Source organism: Actinomyces mediterranea (genome assembly GCF_900155595.1).
Lineage (GTDB): Bacteria > Actinomycetota > Actinomycetes > Actinomycetales > Actinomycetaceae > Pauljensenia > Pauljensenia mediterranea.
In genome coordinates this window covers 464070-487023 of sequence record NZ_FTPB01000003.1, presented here as the reverse complement: position 1 = coordinate 487023, position 22954 = coordinate 464070, and the positions used below count along the sequence as shown (strand labels likewise).

18 protein-coding genes are annotated in these 22954 nt (G+C 65.0%); 16 read left to right on the top strand and 2 right to left on the bottom strand.

What is annotated here, in order from left to right; all coding sequences use genetic code 11:
* Positions 1 to 23: 23 nt before the first annotated feature.
* Positions 24 to 1700, top strand: a complete 1677-nt coding sequence (pgi, locus tag BQ7471_RS03285; RefSeq protein WP_076464173.1) for a glucose-6-phosphate isomerase — start codon at positions 24 to 26, stop codon at positions 1698 to 1700.
* A gap of 37 nt (positions 1701 to 1737) precedes the next feature.
* Here the strand turns inward: pgi and BQ7471_RS03280 are convergent, their stop codons facing one another.
* A complete protein-coding gene (locus BQ7471_RS03280) occupies positions 1738 to 2850 on the bottom strand; it encodes a PPK2 family polyphosphate kinase (RefSeq protein ID WP_076464171.1) in 1113 nt (370 codons plus the stop codon).
* Positions 2851 to 3069: 219 nt separating this feature from the next.
* Here BQ7471_RS03280 and BQ7471_RS03275 point away from each other — a divergent pair, with 219 nt between their 5' ends.
* From BQ7471_RS03275 to BQ7471_RS03215, 13 genes are all read left to right on the top strand, one after another.
* Positions 3070 to 4059 carry a malate dehydrogenase gene (locus tag BQ7471_RS03275; protein ID WP_076464424.1) on the top strand — a complete coding sequence of 330 codons (990 nt, stop codon included), beginning with the start codon at positions 3070 to 3072 and terminating at the stop codon, positions 4057 to 4059.
* 352 nt (positions 4060 to 4411) lie between these two features.
* A complete protein-coding gene (locus BQ7471_RS03270; RefSeq protein WP_076464169.1) occupies positions 4412 to 4894 on the top strand; it encodes a ribose-5-phosphate isomerase in 483 nt (160 codons plus the stop codon).
* A gap of 133 nt (positions 4895 to 5027) precedes the next feature.
* Complete coding sequence (locus tag BQ7471_RS03265) at positions 5028 to 5987, top strand: DUF7973 family transport facilitator (RefSeq protein ID WP_076464168.1); 960 nt, start codon at positions 5028 to 5030, stop codon at positions 5985 to 5987.
* A gap of 27 nt (positions 5988 to 6014) precedes the next feature.
* Positions 6015 to 6887, top strand: coding sequence for an HAD-IIA family hydrolase (locus BQ7471_RS03260; RefSeq protein ID WP_076464166.1), 873 nt, complete (start codon positions 6015 to 6017; stop codon positions 6885 to 6887).
* 61 nt (positions 6888 to 6948) lie between these two features.
* Positions 6949 to 8511: an FGGY-family carbohydrate kinase gene (locus tag BQ7471_RS03255; RefSeq protein WP_076464164.1), complete on the top strand. Its 1563-nt coding sequence runs from the start codon at positions 6949 to 6951 to the stop codon at positions 8509 to 8511.
* Positions 8512 to 8527: 16 nt separating this feature from the next.
* On the top strand, positions 8528 to 9898 hold the full coding sequence (locus BQ7471_RS03250; protein WP_076464163.1) for a sn-glycerol-1-phosphate dehydrogenase: 1371 nt from the start codon (positions 8528 to 8530) through the stop codon (positions 9896 to 9898).
* 102 nt (positions 9899 to 10000) lie between these two features.
* Positions 10001 to 11677: a ribulokinase gene (locus BQ7471_RS03245; protein WP_076464161.1), complete on the top strand. Its 1677-nt coding sequence runs from the start codon at positions 10001 to 10003 to the stop codon at positions 11675 to 11677.
* Positions 11678 to 11724: 47 nt separating this feature from the next.
* Positions 11725 to 12684 (top strand): sugar-binding transcriptional regulator, encoded by a 960-nt coding sequence (locus tag BQ7471_RS03240; RefSeq protein ID WP_076464159.1) that lies wholly within the window; start codon positions 11725 to 11727, stop codon positions 12682 to 12684.
* A 27-nt stretch (positions 12685 to 12711) separates the two neighbouring features.
* Complete coding sequence (gene purU / locus BQ7471_RS03235; protein ID WP_076464158.1) at positions 12712 to 13578, top strand: formyltetrahydrofolate deformylase; 867 nt, start codon at positions 12712 to 12714, stop codon at positions 13576 to 13578.
* Positions 13579 to 13696: 118 nt separating this feature from the next.
* Positions 13697 to 14131, top strand: coding sequence for an FAD synthase family protein (locus BQ7471_RS03230; RefSeq protein WP_235821213.1), 435 nt, complete (start codon positions 13697 to 13699; stop codon positions 14129 to 14131).
* Entirely contained in the window at positions 14128 to 14898 is a 771-nt protein-coding gene (locus BQ7471_RS03225) for a CDP-alcohol phosphatidyltransferase family protein (RefSeq protein WP_076464154.1), read from the top strand. The genes BQ7471_RS03230 and BQ7471_RS03225 overlap by 4 nt, the downstream gene beginning before the upstream one ends.
* Entirely contained in the window at positions 14891 to 15796 is a 906-nt protein-coding gene (locus BQ7471_RS03220) for a glycosyltransferase family 2 protein (protein WP_076464152.1), read from the top strand. The genes BQ7471_RS03225 and BQ7471_RS03220 overlap by 8 nt, the downstream gene beginning before the upstream one ends.
* A complete protein-coding gene (locus BQ7471_RS03215; protein WP_076464151.1) occupies positions 15793 to 17058 on the top strand; it encodes a glycosyltransferase family 2 protein in 1266 nt (421 codons plus the stop codon). Before BQ7471_RS03220 ends, BQ7471_RS03215 begins: the two co-directional genes overlap by 4 nt.
* A gap of 18 nt (positions 17059 to 17076) precedes the next feature.
* On the opposite strand, the gene BQ7471_RS03210 is transcribed toward BQ7471_RS03215, so the two are convergent.
* Entirely contained in the window at positions 17077 to 17697 is a 621-nt protein-coding gene (locus tag BQ7471_RS03210) for a hypothetical protein (protein ID WP_076464149.1), read from the bottom strand.
* Positions 17698 to 17762: 65 nt separating this feature from the next.
* Between BQ7471_RS03210 and BQ7471_RS03205 the strand changes: the two genes are divergently transcribed.
* Entirely contained in the window at positions 17763 to 19253 is a 1491-nt protein-coding gene (locus BQ7471_RS03205) for a flippase (protein ID WP_076464148.1), read from the top strand.
* A gap of 98 nt (positions 19254 to 19351) precedes the next feature.
* Positions 19352 to 22789, top strand: coding sequence for a fibrinogen-like YCDxxxxGGGW domain-containing protein (locus tag BQ7471_RS03200; RefSeq protein WP_129583331.1), 3438 nt, complete (start codon positions 19352 to 19354; stop codon positions 22787 to 22789).
* Positions 22790 to 22954: the final 165 nt, after the last annotated feature.

Genomic DNA, 22954 nt, shown 5'->3' with positions numbered 1-22954 from the left:
TGACTGACAAGGAGACACGCATAATGAGTGAATTCCCCGCGATCGACCCGACAATGACCCCAGCCTGGGAGGCACTGGACACACACGCCGACGAATTCGACCCCGACCTGCGCGCATGGTTCGACGCCGACCCCGAGCGCGCGGCGAAGTGGACAAGGACTGCGGGCGACCTGCACGTCGACCTGTCGAAGAACCTCATCACCGAGGATGTCCTCGAAGACCTGCTCGCCCTTGCCGAACAGACCCGGGTGCTCGAATTGCGCGACCAGATGCTCGCAGGCGCCCACATCAACGTCACCGAGGATCGGGCGGTCCTGCACACGGCGCTGCGCCGCCCCAGCGACGACACTCTCGTCGTTGACGGACACGACGCCATCGAGGACGTCCACGACGTCCTCGCGAAGGTCTACGACTTCGCCGAGCGCGTCCGCTCGGGGGAGTGGACGGGCATCACCGGCAAGCCGGTGGCAACGATCGTCAACGTCGGAATCGGCGGCTCCGACTTGGGCCCCGTCATGGCGTATGAGGCCCTCAAGCCCTATGTGCGCTCCGGCCTCGAATGCCGCTTCATCTCCAATATCGACCCGACGGATGCCGGGGAGACCACGAAGGACCTGGATCCCGAGACCACGCTCGTCATCGTCGCCTCCAAGACCTTCACGACCCTGGAGACCATTACCAACGCGAAGGTTGTGCGCGACTGGTTCCTCTCCGTCCTGCGCGACCGTGGCATCATCGCCGATGAGGCGGGCGTAAAGGAGGCGATCGCCAAGCACTTCGTCGCCGTGTCGACCGCCCTCGACAAGGTCGCGGAGTTCGGCATTGACCCCGATAACGCTTTCGGATTCTGGAACTGGGTCGGGGGCCGCTACTCCGTCGACTCCGCGGTCGGCGCATCGCTGGCCGTGGCGATCGGACCCGATCGCTTCGCCGAGTTCCTCGACGGCTTCCACACGATGGACCGCCACTTCGCCCAGGCCTCTGCCCGGGACAATGTTCCCCTCCTCATGGGCCTGATCAACGTGTGGTACTCGAACTTCCTCGGCGCGGACACCCACGCGGTCCTGCCGTATTCGCAGTACCTCCACCGTTTCCCCGCCTACCTCCAGCAGCTCACCATGGAGTCCAATGGCAAGTCGGTGCGCAGGGACGGGGCCCCCGTCACCTACGACACCGGCGAGGTCTTCTGGGGCGAGCCCGGCACGAATGGTCAGCACGCCTTCTACCAGCTCATCCACCAGGGCACGAAGATGATCCCCTGCGATTTCATCGCCTTCGCGAATCCGACGTGGCCTTTGTCGGATGGGGGCGCGGATATGCATGAGCTGTTCTTGTCGAACTTCTTCGCGCAGACGAAGGCCCTCGCCTTCGGCAAGACCTCCGACGAGGTTCGCGCCGAAGGCACGCCCGAGCACATCGTCGCGGCACGCGTCTTCGACGGCAATCGCCCGACCACGTCACTCATGGCCGCCCGTCTGACGCCGTCGGTGCTCGGCCAACTCATCGCCCTGTATGAGCACATCACCTTCGTCCAGGGCGCCGTGTGGGGCATCGACTCCTTCGACCAGTGGGGCGTCGAGCTCGGCAAGGTCCTCGCCAAGCAGATCCTCCCTGCGATCGAGGGCAATGGAGACGCGCTGGACGCTCAGGACTCTTCGACGCGCAGTCTCATCGAGTTCTACCGCGCCAACCGCGCCTGACTCATCAACTGACGGGGCCCGCGATCGCGCGGCCCCGTCAGGGGACGAAGTCGGTGAGGGGACTCATCGCCTCGACGGCGATGTGATCGTCCGTGCCGCGCTCTCCTTTCGCAGCGACCCGCGCTGCGGCGAGGTGCTCATCGGAATGGAGGCGCAGCGCCTCGGGAGAGGTCGTGGTCGCAAGGCGGCGCTTCGCCTCGTCCACATCGAAATCTGCTGCGGGCCACTGCGGGTCGACGTCCTCCAACGTGCGAACGAGGAGTTCTTGCACTGCAAGGCGCGCGTACCACTTGTGATCCGCGGGGACAACATACCATGGCGCCACACGGGTCGATGTGCGGCGCAACACCTCCGAATACGCCTCCTGGTAGGAATCCCAGTGCGTGCGCGTATCGAGATCGCCCATTGAGAACTTCCACTGCTTATCCGCCCTCTCGAGGCGCTCGGCAAGGCGTTTCCCCTGTTCCCTGTAGGAGACGACGAGACAGACTTTGACGATCCTCATGCCCGTACGGGTCGCCTCTGCCTCCATCTCGTAGATATCGTGGTATCGGCGGTTGAGTTCGTCCTCGGAGGCGATGAACGCGGACTCCTCGCCGGTGAGGGCGAGCGCAGTCGGCACGAGGAGGTCCTCATAGTGCGAGCGGTCGAAGACGCCGATGTACCCCGCGCGGGGCAGGCGGGGGCGGATACGCCACAAGAAGTCGTGGGCCCGCTCCTCCTCGCTGGGAGCCTTGAAAGCGGCGAGGGCGATGCCCTGCGGATCAACCTGCCCGATGACGTGGCGGACGATACCGCCCTTTCCGGCAGTATCGAGTCCCTGCAGAATGAGCAGGACGGAATCGGATGCGCCCTCTTTGGATGCGGCGTAGAGGCGCTCTTGAAGCTCGGAGAACTCGGCTCCCCGCGCCGCGAGAACCTTCAGGCTCTTCTTCTCAGACCCGGACCATCCTGGTGTCGCATCCCGCGTGAAACCGGTGAGAGTGAAGTCGGGGCCGATGGACAGCACCTCGCGCGGATCTTGGATCCAGCCGCCCGGCTTCTTCGAGGACGACCGCGCATCCTCGCTGATCCTCTTCGAGCGGGCGATTGCTTTCGCACGAGCCCTCTCTTCGGCCTTCGCCCTCTTACGATCCTTCTTCGCGCCCATGTGACAGCCCCTTCAAAGAACCCGGCGAATGATATGAGCAGATGGATCAACTTTAACCATGGCCCAGATCACGCGCAGCACTAATGGCCATTGGGACTGCTAGCCGTGCATCCCGGGCACCCTCGGCTTTAGGCTTAGAACAACAGTGAGCGGTCGATACCGCCACTAGTCGGCGCCGATGCCCGGCGCCGTTGATCACTATGAATGGAGTGCCGCATCATGGCAGAACCCCGCATCGTCACCGTCACCGGCGCGGCCGGCAATATCGGCTACGCCCTGCTGTTCCGTATCGCATCCGGACAGCTCTTCGGTCCTGATGTACCCGTCAAACTCCACCTCCTTGAAATCCCCCAGGCGGTCAAGGCTGCAGAGGGCACCGCAATGGAGCTCGACGACTGCGCATTCCCAACCCTTGCAGGCGTGGAGATCTTCGACGACGCCACCAAGGCATTCGAGGGAAGCAACGTCGCCTACCTCGTGGGTGCGATGCCGCGCCGCCAGGGAATGGAGCGCGCTGACCTGCTCGAAGCCAATGCGGGCATCTTCGGCCCACAGGGCAAGGCGATCAATGATGGCGCTGCGGATGACGTGCGCGTCCTCGTCGTCGGCAATCCTGCCAACACCAACGCCACCATCGCCCAGAATGCGGCCCCGGATGTCCCGGCAGGCCGCTTCACCGCGATGATGCGCCTCGACCACAACCGCGCCGTCGCGCAGCTCGCCCACAAGACCGGCGCCGCCGTCGCTGACATCAAGAACGTCGTCGTGTGGGGCAACCACTCCGCCGACCAGTACCCGGATGTGTCCTACGCGACCGTCGCCGGCACACCCGCCGCCGAGCTCGTCGACGAGGCGTGGCTCACCGAGACCTATCGTCCGGTCGTCGCTAAGCGCGGCGCCGCCATCATCGAGGCGCGAGGCGCCTCCTCGGCGGCCTCCGCTGCGAATGCTGCGATCGACCACATGTACTCGTGGATTCACGGTACGTCCGAAGGCGAGTGGGTGACCGCCGGCGTCATGTCCGATGGTACGCACTACGGTGTCCCCGCAGGCTTGTGCTACGGCTTCCCCGTCACCTCTGACGGCGGCGAGTGGCAGATCGTCGACGGACTGGAGATCTCCGAGGCGACCCGCGGCGGCATTGACCACAACATCAAGGCCCTCCGGGAAGAGTACGACGCTGTCAAGGAGCTCGGCTTCATCAAGTGAATCGGGCCTGAGTCGCTGCGGCGGCATTGAGGCGCAGGGGCCCCGCGGGAACTCACCCGCGGGGCCCCTGCGCATTCACTGATTTACGTGACCGGGGTCGTCGGCCTGCAGGGCGCCGCGCCCCGGTTGCCCGCAGCGGCGATCCGCGGGGACGCGAAGGGGATCGCACGGGGTGCACAGCGTAGCCTCATTCCGCTCCCGGTACGACCGTGCAACAAAAGTGCGCGGGAGTGCGCTCCGCACCTGGGTGCACGGCACTCGTCGGCGCCGATTCCTTTGGAAGACTGGACGTCATCGCGTGACGACGAGCCGGATTCCAACGGCTCGCGACACGAGCCGACAAGGAGGCGCCATGGGATTCAGGATCGTTGTCGCAGCCGATTCTGCGGGAGTGGACTACAAAGACATACTCAAGAAGGACCTTGAGGCCGATCCCCGTGTCGATGAGGTCATCGATGCGGGCGTCGCCCCCGGCGAGGATATCGATTACCCGCACGTCGCCGTCAAGGCCGCCCGGATGATCGCCGACGGGGCGGCCGATCGCGGCCTGTTCGTCTGCGGAACGGGAATGGGCGTGGCCATGGCCGCCAACACGGTGCCCGGGATTCGCGCGTCCGTCGCCCACGATTCCTTCTCCGTCGAACGACTTGTCTTGTCGAATGACGCGCAGGTCCTCACCTTCGGCCAGCGCGTCATCGGCATCGAACTCGCTCGGCGCCTCACCAAGGAATGGCTCGGATACGAGTTCGATCCGTCGTCCCCGTCCGCTCCGAAGGTGGCCGCCCTCGATGCGTACGACTCCGGTCGCGCGCCTTCCTCGCCCGTCGACCGCTGACGGACCCTGATCATGGGTGCCGTTCGTAATGCGAGCACGGACGGCGCCCGACCCCTCCCGCGGGAGGACGGCTCGCACCATCCCAATGAGCTGATGGGACCGATCCCCAGCCCCGATCTTCAAGGACGAAGACATGACACCTGATGCATTGATCACCTTCGCGAATATGGACGCCTTCTGGCTCCTGCTCGCCTTGGCCGGAGGCGCTTTCGGCGCTATGATCGGCGCGAATTTCGCATTCTCCTTCACCGGCGTCACCATCCTCCTCGGATTCGGCGTCGCAGCGGCGACAGGATCCACCGCGGCCCTCGACTACGTGTCCTTCGGACCGGTGTTCGGCCCTCATATCGCCTTCGCCGGCGGCGTTGCAGCAGCGGCCTACGCCGCGAAGAAGGGCTACCTCACAGCGGGCGGCAAGGACGTCAACAGCCCCCTTGCCGGCCTCGGACGCCCGGATGTCCTCCTCGTCGGCGCTGCCTTCGGCGCAGGCGGCTACATCTTCCAGAAGCTCGTCGCGCTCATCCCCTGGTTCGGGTCTCACACCGATTCCGTCGCCTTCACCGTCGTCTGCTCCGGCATCCTCGTGCGCATCATGTTCGGCAAGACGGGCGTCTTCCACTCGATCACCGAGCCCGAGGGCACGACTCGTTGGCTCGACTGGCAGGAGAGGCCCGGCCAGCTGCTCGCAGTCTCTGGCTTTTCGGGGCTCCTCGCAGCAGGAATCGCCACAATGCTCGTCGGCTACGTCGCGCCCAACTCCGCCAATCCGGCCGCCATCGTCGCCAATGCGCAGGTCATTCCGTTCGCGATCTCCGCAGTGTGCATCTTCTTCGTAGCAATGGGCATGAAGTTCCCGGTCACTCACCACATGACCATTACCGCGGGCCTGGCGGCCGTCCTATTTTTCAATGCGACCGGCTCCGGGTTCATCGCCGTCCTCGTCGGAGCCCTCTTCGGCGTCATCGCAGGGTTCGCCGGCGAGTACGCAGCCCGACTCGCCTACGCCCACGGCGATACTCACATTGATCCGCCCGCCGCGGTCATCTGGTTGATGAACACTCTCGTCGTCTCCTGCGCGATCCTCATCGCCTGACCCGCACTCCCGCTGAAAGGCAACGACATGACCGCCGCAGTCGCCCTCACCGCATGGCCCGAACGCCTCTACGACGGATACGTCTTCGACATGGATGGGACCGTCTACCTCGGAGACCATATCCTTCCGGGCGCGAAGCGCCTGGTGGAGGAGCTGCGGCGCCGGTCGATCCCCGTACGCTTCCTGTCCAACAACCCGACCAGGGACCCCGCCCAGTACGTCGAGAAACTGGCGAGACTGGGCATGCCCACGCCGATCGGGGAGATCGTCAACACCGTTGTCACGATGACCCGCTGGCTCACCGAGAACAAACCCGGGCAGGTCGTCTTCCCGATCGCCGAAGAGCCGCTCATCCGCGCGTTCACCGAGGCGGGCATTCCGATGAGCGACGACCCTGAGACGATCGACATCGTCGTCGCGTCCTATGACCGGACCTTCGACTATCGCAAGCTCCAGATCGCCTTCGACGCCATCTGGTTCCACAAGCGGGCCATCCTCGTGGCGACGAATCCCGATCGCTTCTGCCCCTTCCCGGGCGGACGCGGAGAGCCCGACTGCGCGTCCATCGTCGCAGCGATCGAAGCGTGCACGGGAACCACCTGCGAGATGGTCGCGGGCAAGCCGAATCCCGTGATGGCCGAAGCCGCCCTCGGCACTGCCGGCGTCGACCCGCGCAACTGCATCATGATCGGCGACCGGATCATGACCGACATCCGGATGGCCGTGAACACAGGGATGTTCTCCGCCATGCCCCTCACCGGTGAATCGACCCTCGAGGAGGCACTCGCGCTGCCCGAAGGCCAGCGACCCACACACGTCCTCGACCGCGTCGACCGACTCATCCCGAAGAGGATCTGGGATGAGCTCGGCTGGACCGAGGACAACGACCCCCTCATCTGATCCTCCCGATGAAACACTTCGATTCGCCACGACGCAGTGGCCCGACGAAAAGAGATCACTCATGGTTGTTCCCGGCTACGAAGGCCCGTATCTGATGGGATTCGACTACGGCACCGAGTCGTGCCGAGCCGCGCTCTTCGACCTCGCAGGACACCCCATCGCATTCGCGGCGACCCCGTACACGACGCACCACCCGCGCCCGGGATGGGCCGAACAGAGTCCGACCGACTGGTGGGACGCCATCATCGCCTCCAGCCGCAAGGTCCTCGAGGACACAGGCATCGCGCCGCACGAGATCGCGGGCATCTCCTACGACGCCACGACCATGACCGTCGTGGCCATGGATGAGAGCGGACACGAGTTGCGCCCTGCCATCATGTGGATGGATGTGCGGGCGACTGAGCAGGTCGCCCGCGCTGAGACCATCGACCACTGGGCGCGCTTGTACAACGGCGGCGGAACGATGCCCGCCACCGCGGAATGGTACCCCTTCAAGGCCGCATGGCTGCGCGAGAACGACCCCGAGACCTACAGGAGGGCCCACCGCCTCGTCGACGCCCCGGACTGGCTGACCTACAAGCTCACCGGCGAGTGGACCGCCAATATCAACTCCGCCGCGCTGCGCATGTACTACAACCGCGATGAGGGCGGCTGGCCGATCGAGTTCTACGAGCACATCGGGTGCGGCGACGTCTTCGACAAGATCCCCGAACGCGTCGTCGACCTCGGCGCGCCGATCGGAGGGCTGTCGCCCTCCGCCGCACACGACCTCGGCCTTCTGCCCGGCACACCCGTCGCACAGGGGTGCGCCGATGCCTGGGCGGGGCAGATCGGGCTCGGCGTGGTCTCGCCCGGCAAGACCGCTATCATCACCGGTTCCTCCCACGTCATCACCGGTCAGAGCGCGCATCCCCTCCACGGCGAGGGATTCTTCGGCGGCTACACCGACGGCGTCCTGCCCGGGCAGTACACCTGCGAGGGCGGCCTCGTATCCTCCGGCTCCACGCTCAAATGGTTCAAGGACAACTTCTGCCGCGATCTCACCGGCGCAGCCGAGCGCCTCGGCATGAACCCCTACAAGATCTTGGACGAACGCGTCGCCGACATGCCCCCCGGATCGAACGGTCTCATCATCAACGAGTACTTCCAGGGCAACCGCACGCCGTACACCGACTCCAAGGCCCGAGGCATCATGTGGGGCCTTACGCTGGGGACCACGCCGGAGCAGGTCTACCACGCGATCGAGGAGGCAGTCTGCTTCGGAACCGCGCACGTGCTCAAGACCTTCGAAGACGCCGGCTTCACATCGACCGAACTGGTCGCCTGCGGCGGCGCCACCAAGTCCCGCGACTGGATGCAGATGCACTCCGACGTGACTGGGCTGCCCGTGACACTCACCGAGGTCGGCGACGCAGTGGTCCTCGGATCCTGCATGCTCGCCGCGGTCGGCGCGGGACACTACTCCAGCATCCAGGAGGCGGCGGCGTACATGGTGCGTGAAACGGACCGCATCGAGCCACGCGCGGATGTCCACGAGGAGTACCGGTTCTACTTCGAGAAGTACATGGAGACGTACCCGCAGATGCGGGACCTCTCCCACGAGATGGTCGATCACGTCGCGTGACGGGGGGCGAAGACGCATGTCAAGTACATTGATCACACGGGCCCTCGAGACGGCGACCGACACGAGGGACATCATCTTCGGCATGAATGTGCTCGAACGGACCGGCGACCTGTTCGCCCGGGTGTTCCCCGGAGCGAGGGCGCTGGTCGTTGCCGATGACAACACATTCGCGGCCGCCGGCCGGGCAGTCGTCGCCTCGCTCGCGGCTGCGGGAGTCGAGTCGGTGCAGGAGCCGTACATCTTCCCGGGGACGCCGACGCTGTACGCCGACTACGACAATGTCGAGATCCTGCGCGAGCACATCCGCCCCCTGGACAACACCGTCGTCTGCTCCATCGCGGCCGGCACGCTCAACGATATCGCGAAGCTCGCCTCGGGCGAGTTGGGGCGCCCGTATATGAATGTGTGCACCGCGCCCTCGGTCGACGGCTACGCCTCCTTCGGCGCCTCCATTTCCAAGGACGGCTTCAAGATCACGCGTGACTGCCCGGCCCCGGCCGCCCTCGTCGCCGATCTGGGGGTCATCGCAGCCTGCCCGAAACGGCTCATCGCCACCGGATACGGCGATCTCATCGAGAAGATCCCCGCAGGCGCCGACTGGATCATCGCCGATGAACTGGGCATCGAACCGATTGACGACTACGTGTGGGGACTCGTGCAAGGCCCGCTCGCCGATGCGCTCAAAGAACCGGGCAGGATCGGCGAGGGAGATCCCGAAGCGATCCGGGGCCTCGCCGAGGGCAACATCATGTCAGGCCTGGCAATGCAGGCGGCTCAATCGTCGCGCCCCGCCTCGGGCGCGGGGCATCAGTTCTCGCACGTGTGGGAGATGGAGGGTCACGGCCTCGACTGGGAGCCGCCCCTGTCGCACGGCATGAAGGTCGGCATCGGCACCGTCGCATCATGTGCGATCTGGGAGAGGGCACTCGCCATCGACATGGACGCCGTCGACGCGGAGGCGATCGTCGCCGCCGCGAAGTCCGATGAGCAGATCGAGGCGCGCGTGCGGGCCCTCCTCATCCCTCGGATCGCACAGGAGGCGGTCACTCACTCCGTGTTCAAGAACCTCACGGGCGATGAGCTGCGTGAGCGCGTGCGGGCGATCCGTGAGTCATGGCCGCGCATCGTCGAACGAGTCCGCCCGCAGCTCATCACCGCTGATGAGGCGGCGGCGCGCCTCAAAGCGGTCGGAGCCCCCTATCACCCCGAGATGATCGGGATCGATATGGACCGTTTCCGCCAGACCCATTTCAAGGCTCAGATGATCCGCCCCCGCTACACGATCATCGACCTCCTCACCGACCTGGGCATGTTCGAGGAGGTCGTTGACGGCCTCTTCGCCCCGGACGGCTACTGGGGCGCCCACCCGCACCCGGAACAGTCCTGATACGAGCGGAGCCCACGGGCCCCGCTCAACGGCGCACAACAGCGCACCCTCCGCCTGCGCATGCAGGAAGAGCCCCTCCGGGGCATTGATGAAGGAAGACTCATGGTCAATGACGATCGCACTCAGACATACACCCTCGGCCTCGACTTCGGCACCCTCTCCGTGCGCGCCGCCGTCGTCCGCGTGAGCGACGGCTGCGTCATCGCCGATGCGGTGAGCGAATACGCGACCCCCATCATGGATCGCTCCCTGACTGTCGGCGACGGCCGGGCACTGCCCCCCGACTTCGCCCTCCAAGTCCCCCGGGACTATCTCGCCGCCATGTGCGAGGCCGTGCCGACGGCCATCGAGAGGGCGGGCGTGCGCGGCGCCTCCATCGTCGGCATCGGCATCGACGCGACCTCGGCGACCGTGATCGCTACCGATGACCAGGGCACTGCGATGTGCGAATACCCCGAGTTCGTCAATGAGCCCCATGCCTACCTTAAGCTGTGGAAGCACCACGGGGCCGTTGAGCAGGCCGACCGCATTGTCTCCCTCGCCCGTGAGCGGGGCGAGGGGTGGTTGTCGAGATACGGCGGCGTCCTCTCACCCGAAATGCTCCTCCCGAAAGTCCTCGAGACCTTCGAGAAGGCTCCAGGGCTCTATGCGGCGACTGGTGAGTTCGTCGACCTCGTCGACTGGATCACGTGGGAACTGTCCGGCACCCTCGCGTACTCGGCGTCCGACTCCGGCTACAAGCGCATGTATCAGGACGGGGCCTATCCGAGCGCCGACTTCCTCGAAGCGCTCGCCCCGGGATTCGGCTCCGTCTTCGTCGAGAAGATGAGCCACCCGATCGCCCGGCTGGGGGATCGGATCGGCGGACTCACCGATGACTACGCCGCAGTCTTCGGTATTCCCGCCGGAGTGGCGATCGCCACCGGTAACATCGACGCCCACGTGCAGTGCGTGTCCGTCGGAGCGGTCGAACCCGGCCAGCTCACCGGCATCCTGGGCACATCGAGCTGCTGGATCCTCCCGTCGGCGACTCTCGAGGACGTCCCCGGGGTCTTCGGAGTCGTCGACGGGGGCGTCAGCGCCGGCGCATGGGCCTACGAGGCGGGCCAGTCCGCCGTCGGCGATATCTTCGCCTGGTTCATCGACAACTGCGTCCCCGCCGACTACTTCGAACAGGCGCGGTCGCAGGACGTGTCGGTCCACCGGATCCTCGGCGCCAAAGCCGCCGATCAGCGGATCGGCGAGCACGGCCTCGTCGCCCTCGACTGGTGGAACGGCAATCGATCGATCCTCATGGATCCGAAGGCAACGGGAATGATCATCGGGCAGACTCTCGCCTCGACACCCGAGGACCAGTACCGCGCCCACCTCGAGTCGACGGCCTTCGGGGCGCGTCGGATCATTGAGAACTTCGAGGCGCACGGCGTCCCCGTCACGGAGATCCGCATCGCCGGCGGCCTCCTCAAGGACGAGTTCCTCATGCAGATGTACGCCGACATCACGCGCCGCCCGCTGCGCACCGCCCGCACCATGCAGGCGGGCGCCCACGGATCGGCGATTTTCGCGGCCGTCGCCGCGGGGGTCTACGCGGATGTCGAAACGGCGGTTGGGGCGATGGCGGGAGTCTCCCAGACCGTGTACGAACCGCGGGCGGAGGCGAGCGCGGAATACGACGAACTCTACGCTGAGTACACGCGTCTCTACGAGCACTTCGGTCATGAGGATGCCGTCATGCACCGTCTCAAAAGGATCCGCGCGAACGCGCTGGCCCGCCGCTGAGGTGCCCGATTCAATCGGACTCGCAACAGGAAGCACGGGGGATTTCCATGGAAGGCGCTCGCGAATCGCAGGTCCTGCGCGCGGCACAACTCTACTACTACGAGAACCTCACGCAAGGGGCGATCGCGGATCGTATGGGGTGTACGCGCTGGACGGTGGGGCGCCTCCTGGAGGAGGCGCGCAAGTCGGGGATCGTGCGGATCACGATCACCCATCCCCAGGCCCGCGTCCGCCCGCTCGAGAAGCAGCTCGCAGCGGCGTTCGGCATCGACACCATCATCGTCATGAGTTCGCAGGAGTCGGATGCCGCCACCGGGGCACTCGTCGCGGCATCCGCCGCGGATTACATCACGTCGCTGCGCCCGCGCCCCTCCTCGATGGGCATCGCGTGGGGGCGGACCCTTACAGCCATCGCCAGGGCGATGCCGGACCGGTGGACGCTGAGTCTTGACATCTACCAGATGTACGGCGGACTGGTCCGCTCGAATGATGATGAGGTCGCCGATTCCATCGGCCTGATGGCCCGGAAGGGCAGGGGCATCGGACACACGCTCCCCGCCCCTGCGATCGTCACGGATTCGGAATTGGGACGACGCCTGCGCCACGAGCCCTCGGTGGCCCGGTCGCTCGCGGCGGGCCCCAGATCGGATCTCCTCCTCTTCTCCCCGGGCATCCTCGAGCCGAACTCCGTCCTGGTCCGTTCGGGGTACCTCACTGAGAACGGTTTGAAGAGGCTCCGCTCGATGGGGGCGGTCACCGACGTCTTCTCGCACTTCGTCGACATCAATGGGGAGCCGGTGTCGGCCGAGCTCGAGGCGAGGACGATCGCAGTCCCGCTCGATGCGATACGCGCGGCGAAGCGCTGCGTGGCGATCGGCTGGGGCGGGGCGAAGGCCCTCCCCCTCTACGCGTCGCTGCGGGGTCGGATTGCGAAAGGACTCATCATCGATGAGGAGGCGGCGCTCGTGATCCTCGCCGAGCACGGAAAACGGTCCGAGGACCGCTGACGGCCCGGACTCGGCTACCCTGTCCCCATGACTGAAGCAGCTGCCACCACGACGAAACTCGTCCTCACACTGTCCTGCCCGGACCAGCCGGGAATCGTTCACGCCGTGTCCGGTGTGATCGGCTCTGTCGGCGGCAACATCATTCAATCCCAGCAGTTCGGCGACCCCGATTCGGGGCTGTTCTTCATGAGGGTCGAGGTGGATTCCCCCGTGGGGCGGGGCCCCGTCGAGGAGGGCCTGTCGAAGGTGGGCGAGCGCTTCGGAGCGACGTGGGCCATCGATGCTCTGGGGCGCCCGCTGAGGACCGTCATCATGGTGTCGCGCGAGGGACACTGCCTCACCGACCTCTTGTACCGCCAGCGCAGCCAGGGGCTGCCCATCGAAGTCGTCGCCGTCGTCGGCAATCACCCCGATCTGGCGCCCGTCGCCCAGTTCTACGGGATCCCCTTCCTTCTCATCCCCGTCACGAAGGACACGAAAGACAAGGCGGAGGCCGAACTGCTCGACCTCGTGCGCTCCGAGAATGTCGAATTGATCGTCCTCGCCCGCTATATGCAGATCCTGTCCGAACAGGTCTGCCAGGAGATGGCCGGGCGCGTCATCAATATCCACCACTCGTTCCTCCCGTCCTTCAAGGGGGCCCGCCCCTACGCCCAGGCACACGACCGGGGCGTCAAACTCATCGGCGCGACTGCCCACTATGTGACACCCGATCTGGATGAGGGTCCGATCATCGAGCAGGACGTCACCCGCGTCACCCACGCCGACTCGACGCCGGACATGGTCGCGCTTGGACAGGACGTGGAGCGCCGGGTCCTCGCCCAGGCGGTCCGCTGGCATGCCGAGCGCCGCGTCCTCATGGACGGGACGAGGACGGTCGTCTTCTCCCGCTAGTACCGTTGACGAAAATCCCGGTCCTCTCCGGATGATTGACCGGTCACGCGTTTTTCGATTCCCGCATCCCGTCTGGCACACTGGAGCGGTGGAGATGAGCAGCGATTGCAGTAAGCGGATGACGGGATACGTTCCCGGCGGTTTCGATATGTTCCACCAGGGGCATCTCAATATCCTGCGCGCAGCGCGCGAGCGCTGCGACAGGCTCGTCGTCGGCGTCGTCACCGATGAGGCACTGACCCGAATGAAGGGTCGCCCGCCAGTCATCCCCCTTAAAGAGCGCTGCGACCTCATTTCCTCGCTGCGATTCGTCGACGCGGTCGTCGTGGACCTCGACCAGGACAAGCGCCTGGCGTGGCGCCTTCAGCCCTTCGACATCCTCTTCAAGGGGGACGACTGGAAGGGCACGGACAAGGGCGCCAGACTCGAGGCCGAAATGGCTGAAGTCGGCGCGCAAGTCGTCTACCTTCCCTACACCCCGTCGACCTCGTCGACGGCGCTGCGGCGCTTCATCTCCCCCCAGGACTTCTGCGATGTCGAGGAGGCACAGTGACACGGGGAGCGACTCCCCCCCAGATTGAGGGGACATGGACTCAGCGCTACGCCACCTATCTGCGGCGCCTCAATGCCGCGCAGAAGCCCGGCGGCGGCGTCCCCGCATATATGCGCTGGGTGAATAGGGGAGGGGCCCGCGTCGTTGCCGCTTTCGCCGCAGCCGTCGGCTGGACGCCGAATATGGTGACCACCCTGTCCGTCTGCCTGTCGGCCATGGGCCTCGTCATCCTCGCCTCGGCGCCCCCGTCAGTGATCGGAGGACTGTGCGTCGGGCTGCTCCTAGCCCTCGGCTTCCTTTTCGATTCCGCCGACGGCCAGGTGTCTCGCGTCACCCACGCCTCCTCGAAGACCGGAGAATGGGTGGACCACGTCGCCGACGCCTTCCGCTCCCCGGCCATCCACCTCGTCACCGCCGTAGCACTGTGGTGGCACCGCCCGGACATGACGTGGCTCGCCCTCGTCGCCCTCGTTTACGCCTGGGTGACCTCCGCCCAATTCCTCTCCCAGATCCTCGCCGAACAATTCGTCCGCGCAGCGGGGCGCGCCCAGACCCGCGGGGGGACGCTCAGGTCCTTCATCCTGCTCCCCACCGACCCTGGCGTCCTGTGCTGGTCCTTCGCCCTGTGGGGCTTCGCCCCCGTCTTCGCGGGCGTCTACACCCTCCTCGCCGTCGTGGCCGTTCTTCACTCCTCAGTGTCGCTGACGCGCCGATACCGCGACCTGAAGGCGCTGGATGCCGCTTCACGGAAGACTCCGCATGCCTGAGCTGTCAGTCATTCTCCCCGCGCGCAATGCCGAGGACACGATTGCGCGCGCCGTATCCTCCACATTGGCCGCCATGTCCGCCGACGCTGAACTCATCGTCGCCGACGACGGCTCCACCGACGACACCGCCGAACGCGCGCTCGAGGGCGCGACCCGCAATGGGGCGCTCGACCCGCGCCTGAGGGTGTTGAAGGCGAAGCCGGGGGAGGGGGGAGTGAGCCGAGTCCTCAATCAGCTCCTCGAAGCATCTGACTCGCGCTACGTCGGCAGAATGGACGCCGACGATGTCTCGATGCCCGGTCGATTCTCCGCCGCCCTGCGCTCCATCAATCGCGGCGACGATATCGTATTCACGCAGATCATTGAACTCGTCGGTGCCGGTGTGATGCCGCGCGTGCCCTACTCGATCACGCCGCAGGAGATGCCGTGGCACCTTCTGCTCACCAATCCGGTGTGTCACCCGACCATGGTCGCCACCCGTGAAGTCCTGAACGACCTGGGCGGATACAGGGCCGTTCCCGCGGAGGACTACGACCTGTGGATCCGCGCCGCGACTCGTGGGGTCGCGTTGCGGCGTCTTCGGCGCTGGGGGCTAGTCTACCGGCTCCATCCGACTCAAGTCTCCGCGTCGCCGCTGTGGCGCTCGCGTTCATGGACGGATGGGGATCAGGCCGTGGCCTATGCGGATCTGGCCGAGTCGCTCACAGGGGTGAGGCTCAATCGACTGGTCAGCCTCGCCGGATTGCCCCGCACCTACCAGGAGGAGGCCATTGAGCGCTTCCTCACAGCCGTCACCCCCGGGATCGACTCCCTCGGCGGAGTCTCCACGGCATTGCTCAAGAACCGGCTTCGACAGCGCATCGACTGGGTGCGCGCCCACCACGAGGGCATCCGATGACCACCGGAACACTCGTACACGAAGGAGCATCTGGACTCGACCCTAGAGCGAGCGCCATCTGGCGCGTCGACCGCATGAGCGGCGAGGAAATCCTGATTTCCGGCCCCGCCGACTATGTGAGCGCACTCGTTCTCGTCGCCGACGGGGGGAGGAGTGCCGGGATCGTGACGACGGCCCCGACTCCGGCTCCCCTCTGCGCACCGCAGGTGATGACCCTCCCCGAGGCCCCGGCGCGCCCATGGGTCGAGGGCGGTGGAGTTCGTACGAGCGCCACTGTCGTCATATGCACAACTGGACGCTGCGAACTGCTCGCAGACGCGGTGAGAGCGGTTCTCGCTCAGGATCACGCCGATTTCGATGTCGTTGTCGTCGACAACGCCCCCGCAACGGGCCTGACCCGCACGGCGCTGAACGGCATTGATGACCAGAGGCTCACCATCGTTGACGAGCCGGAGCCGGGGCTGTCGCGCGCCCGCAACCGCGGCGTCAGCGCGGCCCGCGGCGAGATCATCGCATTCACCGACGATGATGCGCGCGTCGACTCCCACTGGCTCACCGCCCTCATCGACCCGATCCTCGCGCACCGCCTCGTTGGAGGCGCCACAGGTATCGCACTGCCCTCCCAGCTGTCCTTCGCACCGCAACGCTGGTTCGAGTCGCGAGGAGGATTCCCCAAGAGCACGTCCGTGCAGCTGTGGTACACCGGTGAGCCCGAGTCGGCGCTCGCGGAACTGGGATCGCGCGTCGAGGGCGGCCCTCTGTATCCGATGACGACGGCGCGCGTCGGCGCCGGAGTGTGTATGGCCTTCCGACGCTCCGCCCTCGACGAGATCGGCCCTTTCGATGATGCGCTCGGCGCGGGTACCCCAACGCGCGGGGGCGAGGATCTCGACCTCTTTGCCCGCATGCTTGCTGCGGGCTACGCGATCATCCACACTCCCGATGCTGTGGTGTTCCACCGCCACCGCGTGGATCTGGCGGGGCTTGAGACTCAGATCCGCGGCAATGGGTCCGGAATGGCGGCATTGCTCACGAAATCCGTTATCACCAGGCCGGCGAATCTGCTCAGTCTCGCAGGGAGGGTGCCGCGCGTCCTCATGCGCATCCGGCCCGGATCGCAGCGAACAGCAGGTGCGGACGAGGACGTCCCCGCGTCGCTGACGCGCAACGAGGTGAAGGGCTTCCTCGAAGGGCCGCTGCTCTACGCGCGCGCCGTGCGCGCCGCGCGCCGCCGACCGGCGACTCCCCCTCGGGGCGCGTGAGGCGGCGATGGGGCAGGATCAGCAGGTCGGATCGTCGGGGAAGGACTGTTTGTCAAGCTTCCATGCGCCGTCGGCGCGGACAAAGGTGAAATCCGTGAGCCATCGGGTCGTCTGGTCGTGGCGCAGATCCATCCCCGCCTCGTTGAGGACTCTCACGTCGGCGGAGTCGACGCACGCCTCGAGGACGAAGGACGAGCCGTCATCCGCCGACTCGACGATCTTTGCCGACTCGACAGTGGCGACGCCCTCCTGGTGCACCCCCTCTTTCTCCCACTCGTCGACTTGGGCGTTGAACTCATCCAGGGCGTATCCCGACAAGATCGTGGAAACATCCGCCTTCCGGGCGGCGGCAGGATCGGCGAGCAGTTCCGATATTGCTGTCAATACCGCTTCAACCCGTGCGCTCGCATCGGCGGCGCCCCCGTCGACCGCGTTCGACGGGTCGGAGGATCGGGAAGCGGACTGTGCGGCGACGACTGCGGATTGGGCGCTCGACGACATGCCCGACTGTGCAGCGGCGTCTTGTGCGGGTGCGGACGAGAGCGCCCACACGGCCACTGAAGCGCCGACGACGAGCACGAGTGCGCCCGCGGAAACGATCGCCAGCTGGATGCGGCGGGGCAAGATGTGTGTGTCCATACGACCCTCACACGGTTGTCAACGGATTCATGGGCAGTTGTCGACAATACTCCAGGAGAGACGCAGTGACCAGTGGTGACTTCCCGCGAAAGAGCCTCGCACGAGGCGGCATCGTCGGATTCGCGGGTGCTGCGACGAGCGCCCTTCTCGGCTTCGCTTTTTCGATCATGCTGGCGCGGTTGCTCGGTTCTGAGGGGGCGGGCGTCGTCACCCAGGCGACCGGCGTCTTCGCTCTCGTCATGGCATTGACGAAACTCGGTCTCGATTCCACCGCGATCTATCTCTTCCCGAGGCTGCGCATCGATGCTCCCCGGGCGATCCGCCCCTCTCTCAGATATATGATTCTGCTGTCGGCGAGTGTCTCTCTGGCAGCCGTGCTCGTCGTGCGTGGAACGCTCGGTTTCGTGTGGGGTGAGACGAATCGCCTTGTTCTCGAGGCGGCGAATATCGTCTTGTGGTTTGTGCCCATCGGCGCCGGGTCCCTCATTGTGTCCGCGGCACTGCGATCTGTCGGGCAGATGCGCCACTACGTATTCGTGCAGAACATTCTCCTGCCGACGTCCCGTCTCCTCCTGGTCGCGGGCATCATCGGCGTCACGACGTCATACACAGCCGCTGCAGTCGCCTGGGCGCTGCCCTTCCTCCTCGCCTTCGTCGCCGCCGTCATCCTCCTCATTCCCCGACTGCCCGAGGCTGATGAACAGGCGGGACTCCTGCCGGATCGAGACCGTCGGCGCTCCATCATTGCCTTCGCCCTTCCAAGGACGCTGTCAGCAGGTTTGGAGCAGATGCTCACCTGGCTCGATGTGCTTCTCGTGGGGATGCTCGTCGGCAATGCCGCCGCGGGCGTGTACGGGGGTGCAATCCGCTTCATTCAAGCGGGCATGATCGTCGACACCGCATTGAGGATCGTCGTCTCACCACAGTTCTCACGCCTGCTCCACCTCGGAGAGCACGAACGGCTGTCATCGTTGTATTCGACGGCGACCATCTGGCTCGTGCTCTTCGCTACACCGATTCATCTACTCATGGCGATCTTCGCTCCTGCACTCATGAGGATCCTCGGAGAGGACTTCGCGTCCGGCGCAGGGGTTCTCGTCATCCTGTGCGGAGGCGCAACGGTGACGTTCTGCGCCGGCAATATTCATTCACTGCTCATCATGAGCGGCAGATCGACGTGGGCGGCCCTCAACAAGACCGTCGTCGTCGTGCTGAACGCCATTGGGAACCTCGTCCTGGTGCCCCGCTGGGGGATTCTCGCAGCCGCCGCCGTTTGGGCGGGCTGCATGGTGATTGATGCAGGCATGGCGCTCATCCAGGTCAGGGTGTTCATCGGTCTGTCCCCACGGATCGGAGACGTTGCCCGACCATTGATGTCCGTGCTCCTCTTCGTCGGCATTCCAGCGGGGGGCGTCGCCTGGGGGTTGAACCGGGATTCTTTCGTCGCCATGGGGCTGGGGATCGGACTCGGTGTTGTGGGCTTCCTCCTCATGTGCCGACTGATGGCGCGTTCACTCCACTTGTCAGGACTGCGCGAACTCTTCCGATCTCGTTAATGAGACATCGCGCGAATTTCTTCTTTCCGGTGTCGCTGTGATTCAATTTGACGATGTCTATTTGCGGGGCGACCCGCTCGAGCAGTGAAAGAATGCAGATGAATCCTCGATCGCTCTGTTCAGGTGTTGTCGCTCTGGCCGTCGTTCTGGGTGCGTGTGTCATCCCGGCGGCTGCGAATGCGCAGCCCGCGGCGACTCCGAGCGCTCACAACGGCTCGAGTGCGGCGACTGCGGCTGCGTCGTGCTGGGACATCAAACAGCAGAACCCCTCGTCGAAGGATGGCGTCTACTGGTTGCAGACCCCCGCAATGAATGCGCCTCAGCGGTTCTTCTGCGACCAGACGATGGATGGCGGGGGCTGGGTGCTCATCGGCCGGGGGCGCGAAGGTTGGGAGACATGGTCGCAGGGGAAAGGTGACGCGGCGAAGCTCACCACCCGCACCCGCACGCCCGCCGACTTCGATCCGGTTCAACTCTCGAACTCCGCCATTGACGGACTGCTCAACAATACCGCTCCCGCATCGCTGGCGGAGGGCTTGCGCGTGGTCCGCGCCTACGACACCTCCGGGTCGAGGTGGCAGAGCGTCGATATCAAACCGTCGATCATGCCGTCCTGGACGTGGTTGTTTAAATCGCTGACGCCGGCGATGTATCGCATCGACGGCGGCTCCTGGCGGCGCGAGGGCATAATCGACGATGGGTTGGGCTCGGGCACGTGGACCAGCATCAACATGATGTCGTCCCATCTGACGGGGTACAAACTGGGATTCGGTTATGGCAAGGGCAACTCGTTCCACGGTTCTTCACCGTCCTCATACATCATCAGATCCGGCAGGGTCTACATGCCCTACGCAGAGGCTTATATCCGTCCGAGGATATCCTCCGATTCCGGATTCGCAATGATTGCCGATGCCGGGACGCAGGCTTCGACGGGACTTACCGCAGTGTCCGAATTCGCCAGACGCACCGCATGGGGCGTCGCCGGGAACCTCAACGGCTCCATCAAAGAGGGCAACATTCAAGTACAAGCGTTTGAGCAGGTGGGTGACACCATGTTCGTCGGCGGCAATTTTACCGGCGTTCAGAACGGTGCCTATGGCGCTATTCAGCGCACCGCTGGACTCGCTGCCTTCGATGCGTCGAGCGGCGCATGGAAGTCCTCCCTCACCTTCGACTTCAACGACCAGGTGAAGGATCTTCTCGCGCTTCCCGATGGGCGTCTCCTCGTCGTCGGGGATTTCACCCGAGTGCGCGGCGAACGCCATGCGGGCACCGTCGTCATCGACCCCCGGGACGGATCGATCGACCCGAACTGGGACCTGCACGTCGAGTCGGGGATCGCCTCTTCGCCGATGTCGGTGACGACTGCTGTCCTCGGTGGGGATTTCGTCTATCTCGGCGGGCGCTTCACCCATTTGAGCGGTCAGGGCGCCAACCGCGTCTATGCGAGGAGTGCGGGAAGGGTCTCGCTCGCAGGAAAACCGGATCGCTCGTGGAATCCGGAGGTCTTCGGGAGTGTTCTGGCCGCCGACGTTGACGTCGATTCGGAGCGTTATTACGCGGGCGGGCACTTTAAGAGAACCAAGTCGGGCTATGCGAATCATGCTGCAATCCTCTCGACTCGAACAGCGCGACTCGACCAATCGTTCGAGTTCGTCCCCTCCTCGCACAGAGGTCAGTACCAGCAGGCCGTTGATGTCGTTGGAAACCGATTCTTCTTCGGGGGTGCTCAACACAGCCTCTTCGGATACGACTCGTCGTCGAATCGACGGATCTCGAGCTCCATCACCATGACGAATGGAGGCGACATGCAGGCGATCACCCACTCCGACAACGGCGTGCTCTACGCATCATGCCATTGTTCGGACTACTCCTATCAGGATGCCGATAACTTCGATCGCATCGGCGAGAACTGGACCAGGGCCAACGAGATCCAGTGGGTCGGCGGATGGGACTCCGCAACGGGGGACCGCCTCGAATGGACGCCCTACCGTCTGTCCTCGCTCCGCTCGACTGGCGCGTGGGCCCTGAAGATCGCTGCAGATGGCGCCTTATGGGCGGGCGGGGACTTCACGAGGTCCTTCACCTCGACGCACGCGTCGCAGTGGAACGGCGGATTCGCGATCTACCCCGCCAGGGATACGACTCCCCCCATCGCCCCGTCTGGGCTCAAAGCCACCGCGATCGACGCAGCGGGGGTGACGTTGAACTGGCGCGGTGTCGAGGATGCTGTCGCATATGAGATCCTGCGCGATGATCGTCCGATCGCCACTGCGGATACGACGACTCTTCGCGTGCCGCTGGGTGGGGCGAATCGTTTCTTCGTGCGAGCAGTCGACTCCGCGGGCAATCGCTCCGCGTCGACACCGGTCTTCACTCCCGGTGGGATCGCATCGGACACACAGCTTCTGGCCGACTCTGCGACGTGGAAGTTCCGGTGGTCTGCTGAGGCTCCTGACGCGTCATGGGCGACGCCCGGCTATGACGATTCTCAGTGGGACCGGGGCGCGGCGCCGATCGGCTATGGGGATTCGCAGTTGGGTACTGTTATCAACGCCTCTGCATTGTCTCCCCGTCCGGTGGCAACCTACTTCCGCACGACATTCACCGTTGATGATCCCACTGCGATCGGTGGTGTTGAGATTTCCTACACCGCAGACGATGGTGCCGCCGTCTATGTCAACGGCAAAGAGGTTCAACGTACGCGCCTGACCGAGGGGGCTCCGCTTCATCACGGCTTCTACGCGAATAAGGCGGTTACGACTGCTCAAGCGCGGACGCAACGCGCATCCGTGGTCGTCGCCTCCTCCCTGTTGACCCCTGGCGCTAACACCATTGCGGTGGAGACCCATGTCAACTATCGATCGAGCCCTTCGATGACGATGCAGGCAACGGTGACGACAATCGACGCTGCCGCCCTGCCAGGCAACGCGATTCCTGCTGCCGTAGACGAGACGCCATCGGATCCCGGTACTGTGCAACCCGACGACTCCGGACGACCTGAACCGATAGAACCGCCGAACCCGAGAGCTCAGAACCTCGTCTCCTCAGGTGACGAGTGGTCGTATTGGGCGGTTAAGGAGGTTCCGAGCGCCGATTGGATGACCGAGTTCGACCTCGCTTCCTGGGAGCGGGGGAAGACTCCGATCGGGTGGGGGAGTGCGGAGTTGGCGACGCCGCTGTCGATCCCATCCGCAGACCGTGCTGCCGCGTACTACTTCAGCCGGGATGTCGAAGTGATGAATCTGACGGAATCGACGGTCATGACGTTGAGCGTGAGGGCCGACGATGGTGCAGTGGTCTATGTCAATGGCGTCGAAGTCGGGCGTCAACGCATGAACGAGGGGCCGGTTACCCACTCGACATATGCGACTGCTCCGATATCGACCCAAAAGGCGAGTGAGAATCCTCTGCTCATTGAGGTTCCCGCCTCCGTCCTTCGCGAGGGGAGTAACCGGATCAGTGTTGAGGAGCACCTCAATTACAGGTCCACGCCGTCGATGACATTCGACGCGACCGTGAGCATCACGCGATAGCGAATACCCGGGCTGACGCGTCCGGGGGCTGCGGAGGCACTGTCCAGCTCCACTGCTGTGCGCTCAGTCATCGACGGCAGCATTATCGTTACGCGTCGGCCGTTCACGACGGGTCCTCGTTCGCCGTGCGATTCGGGGAAGGGGGCTCGAGGTCCTGCGGTAATA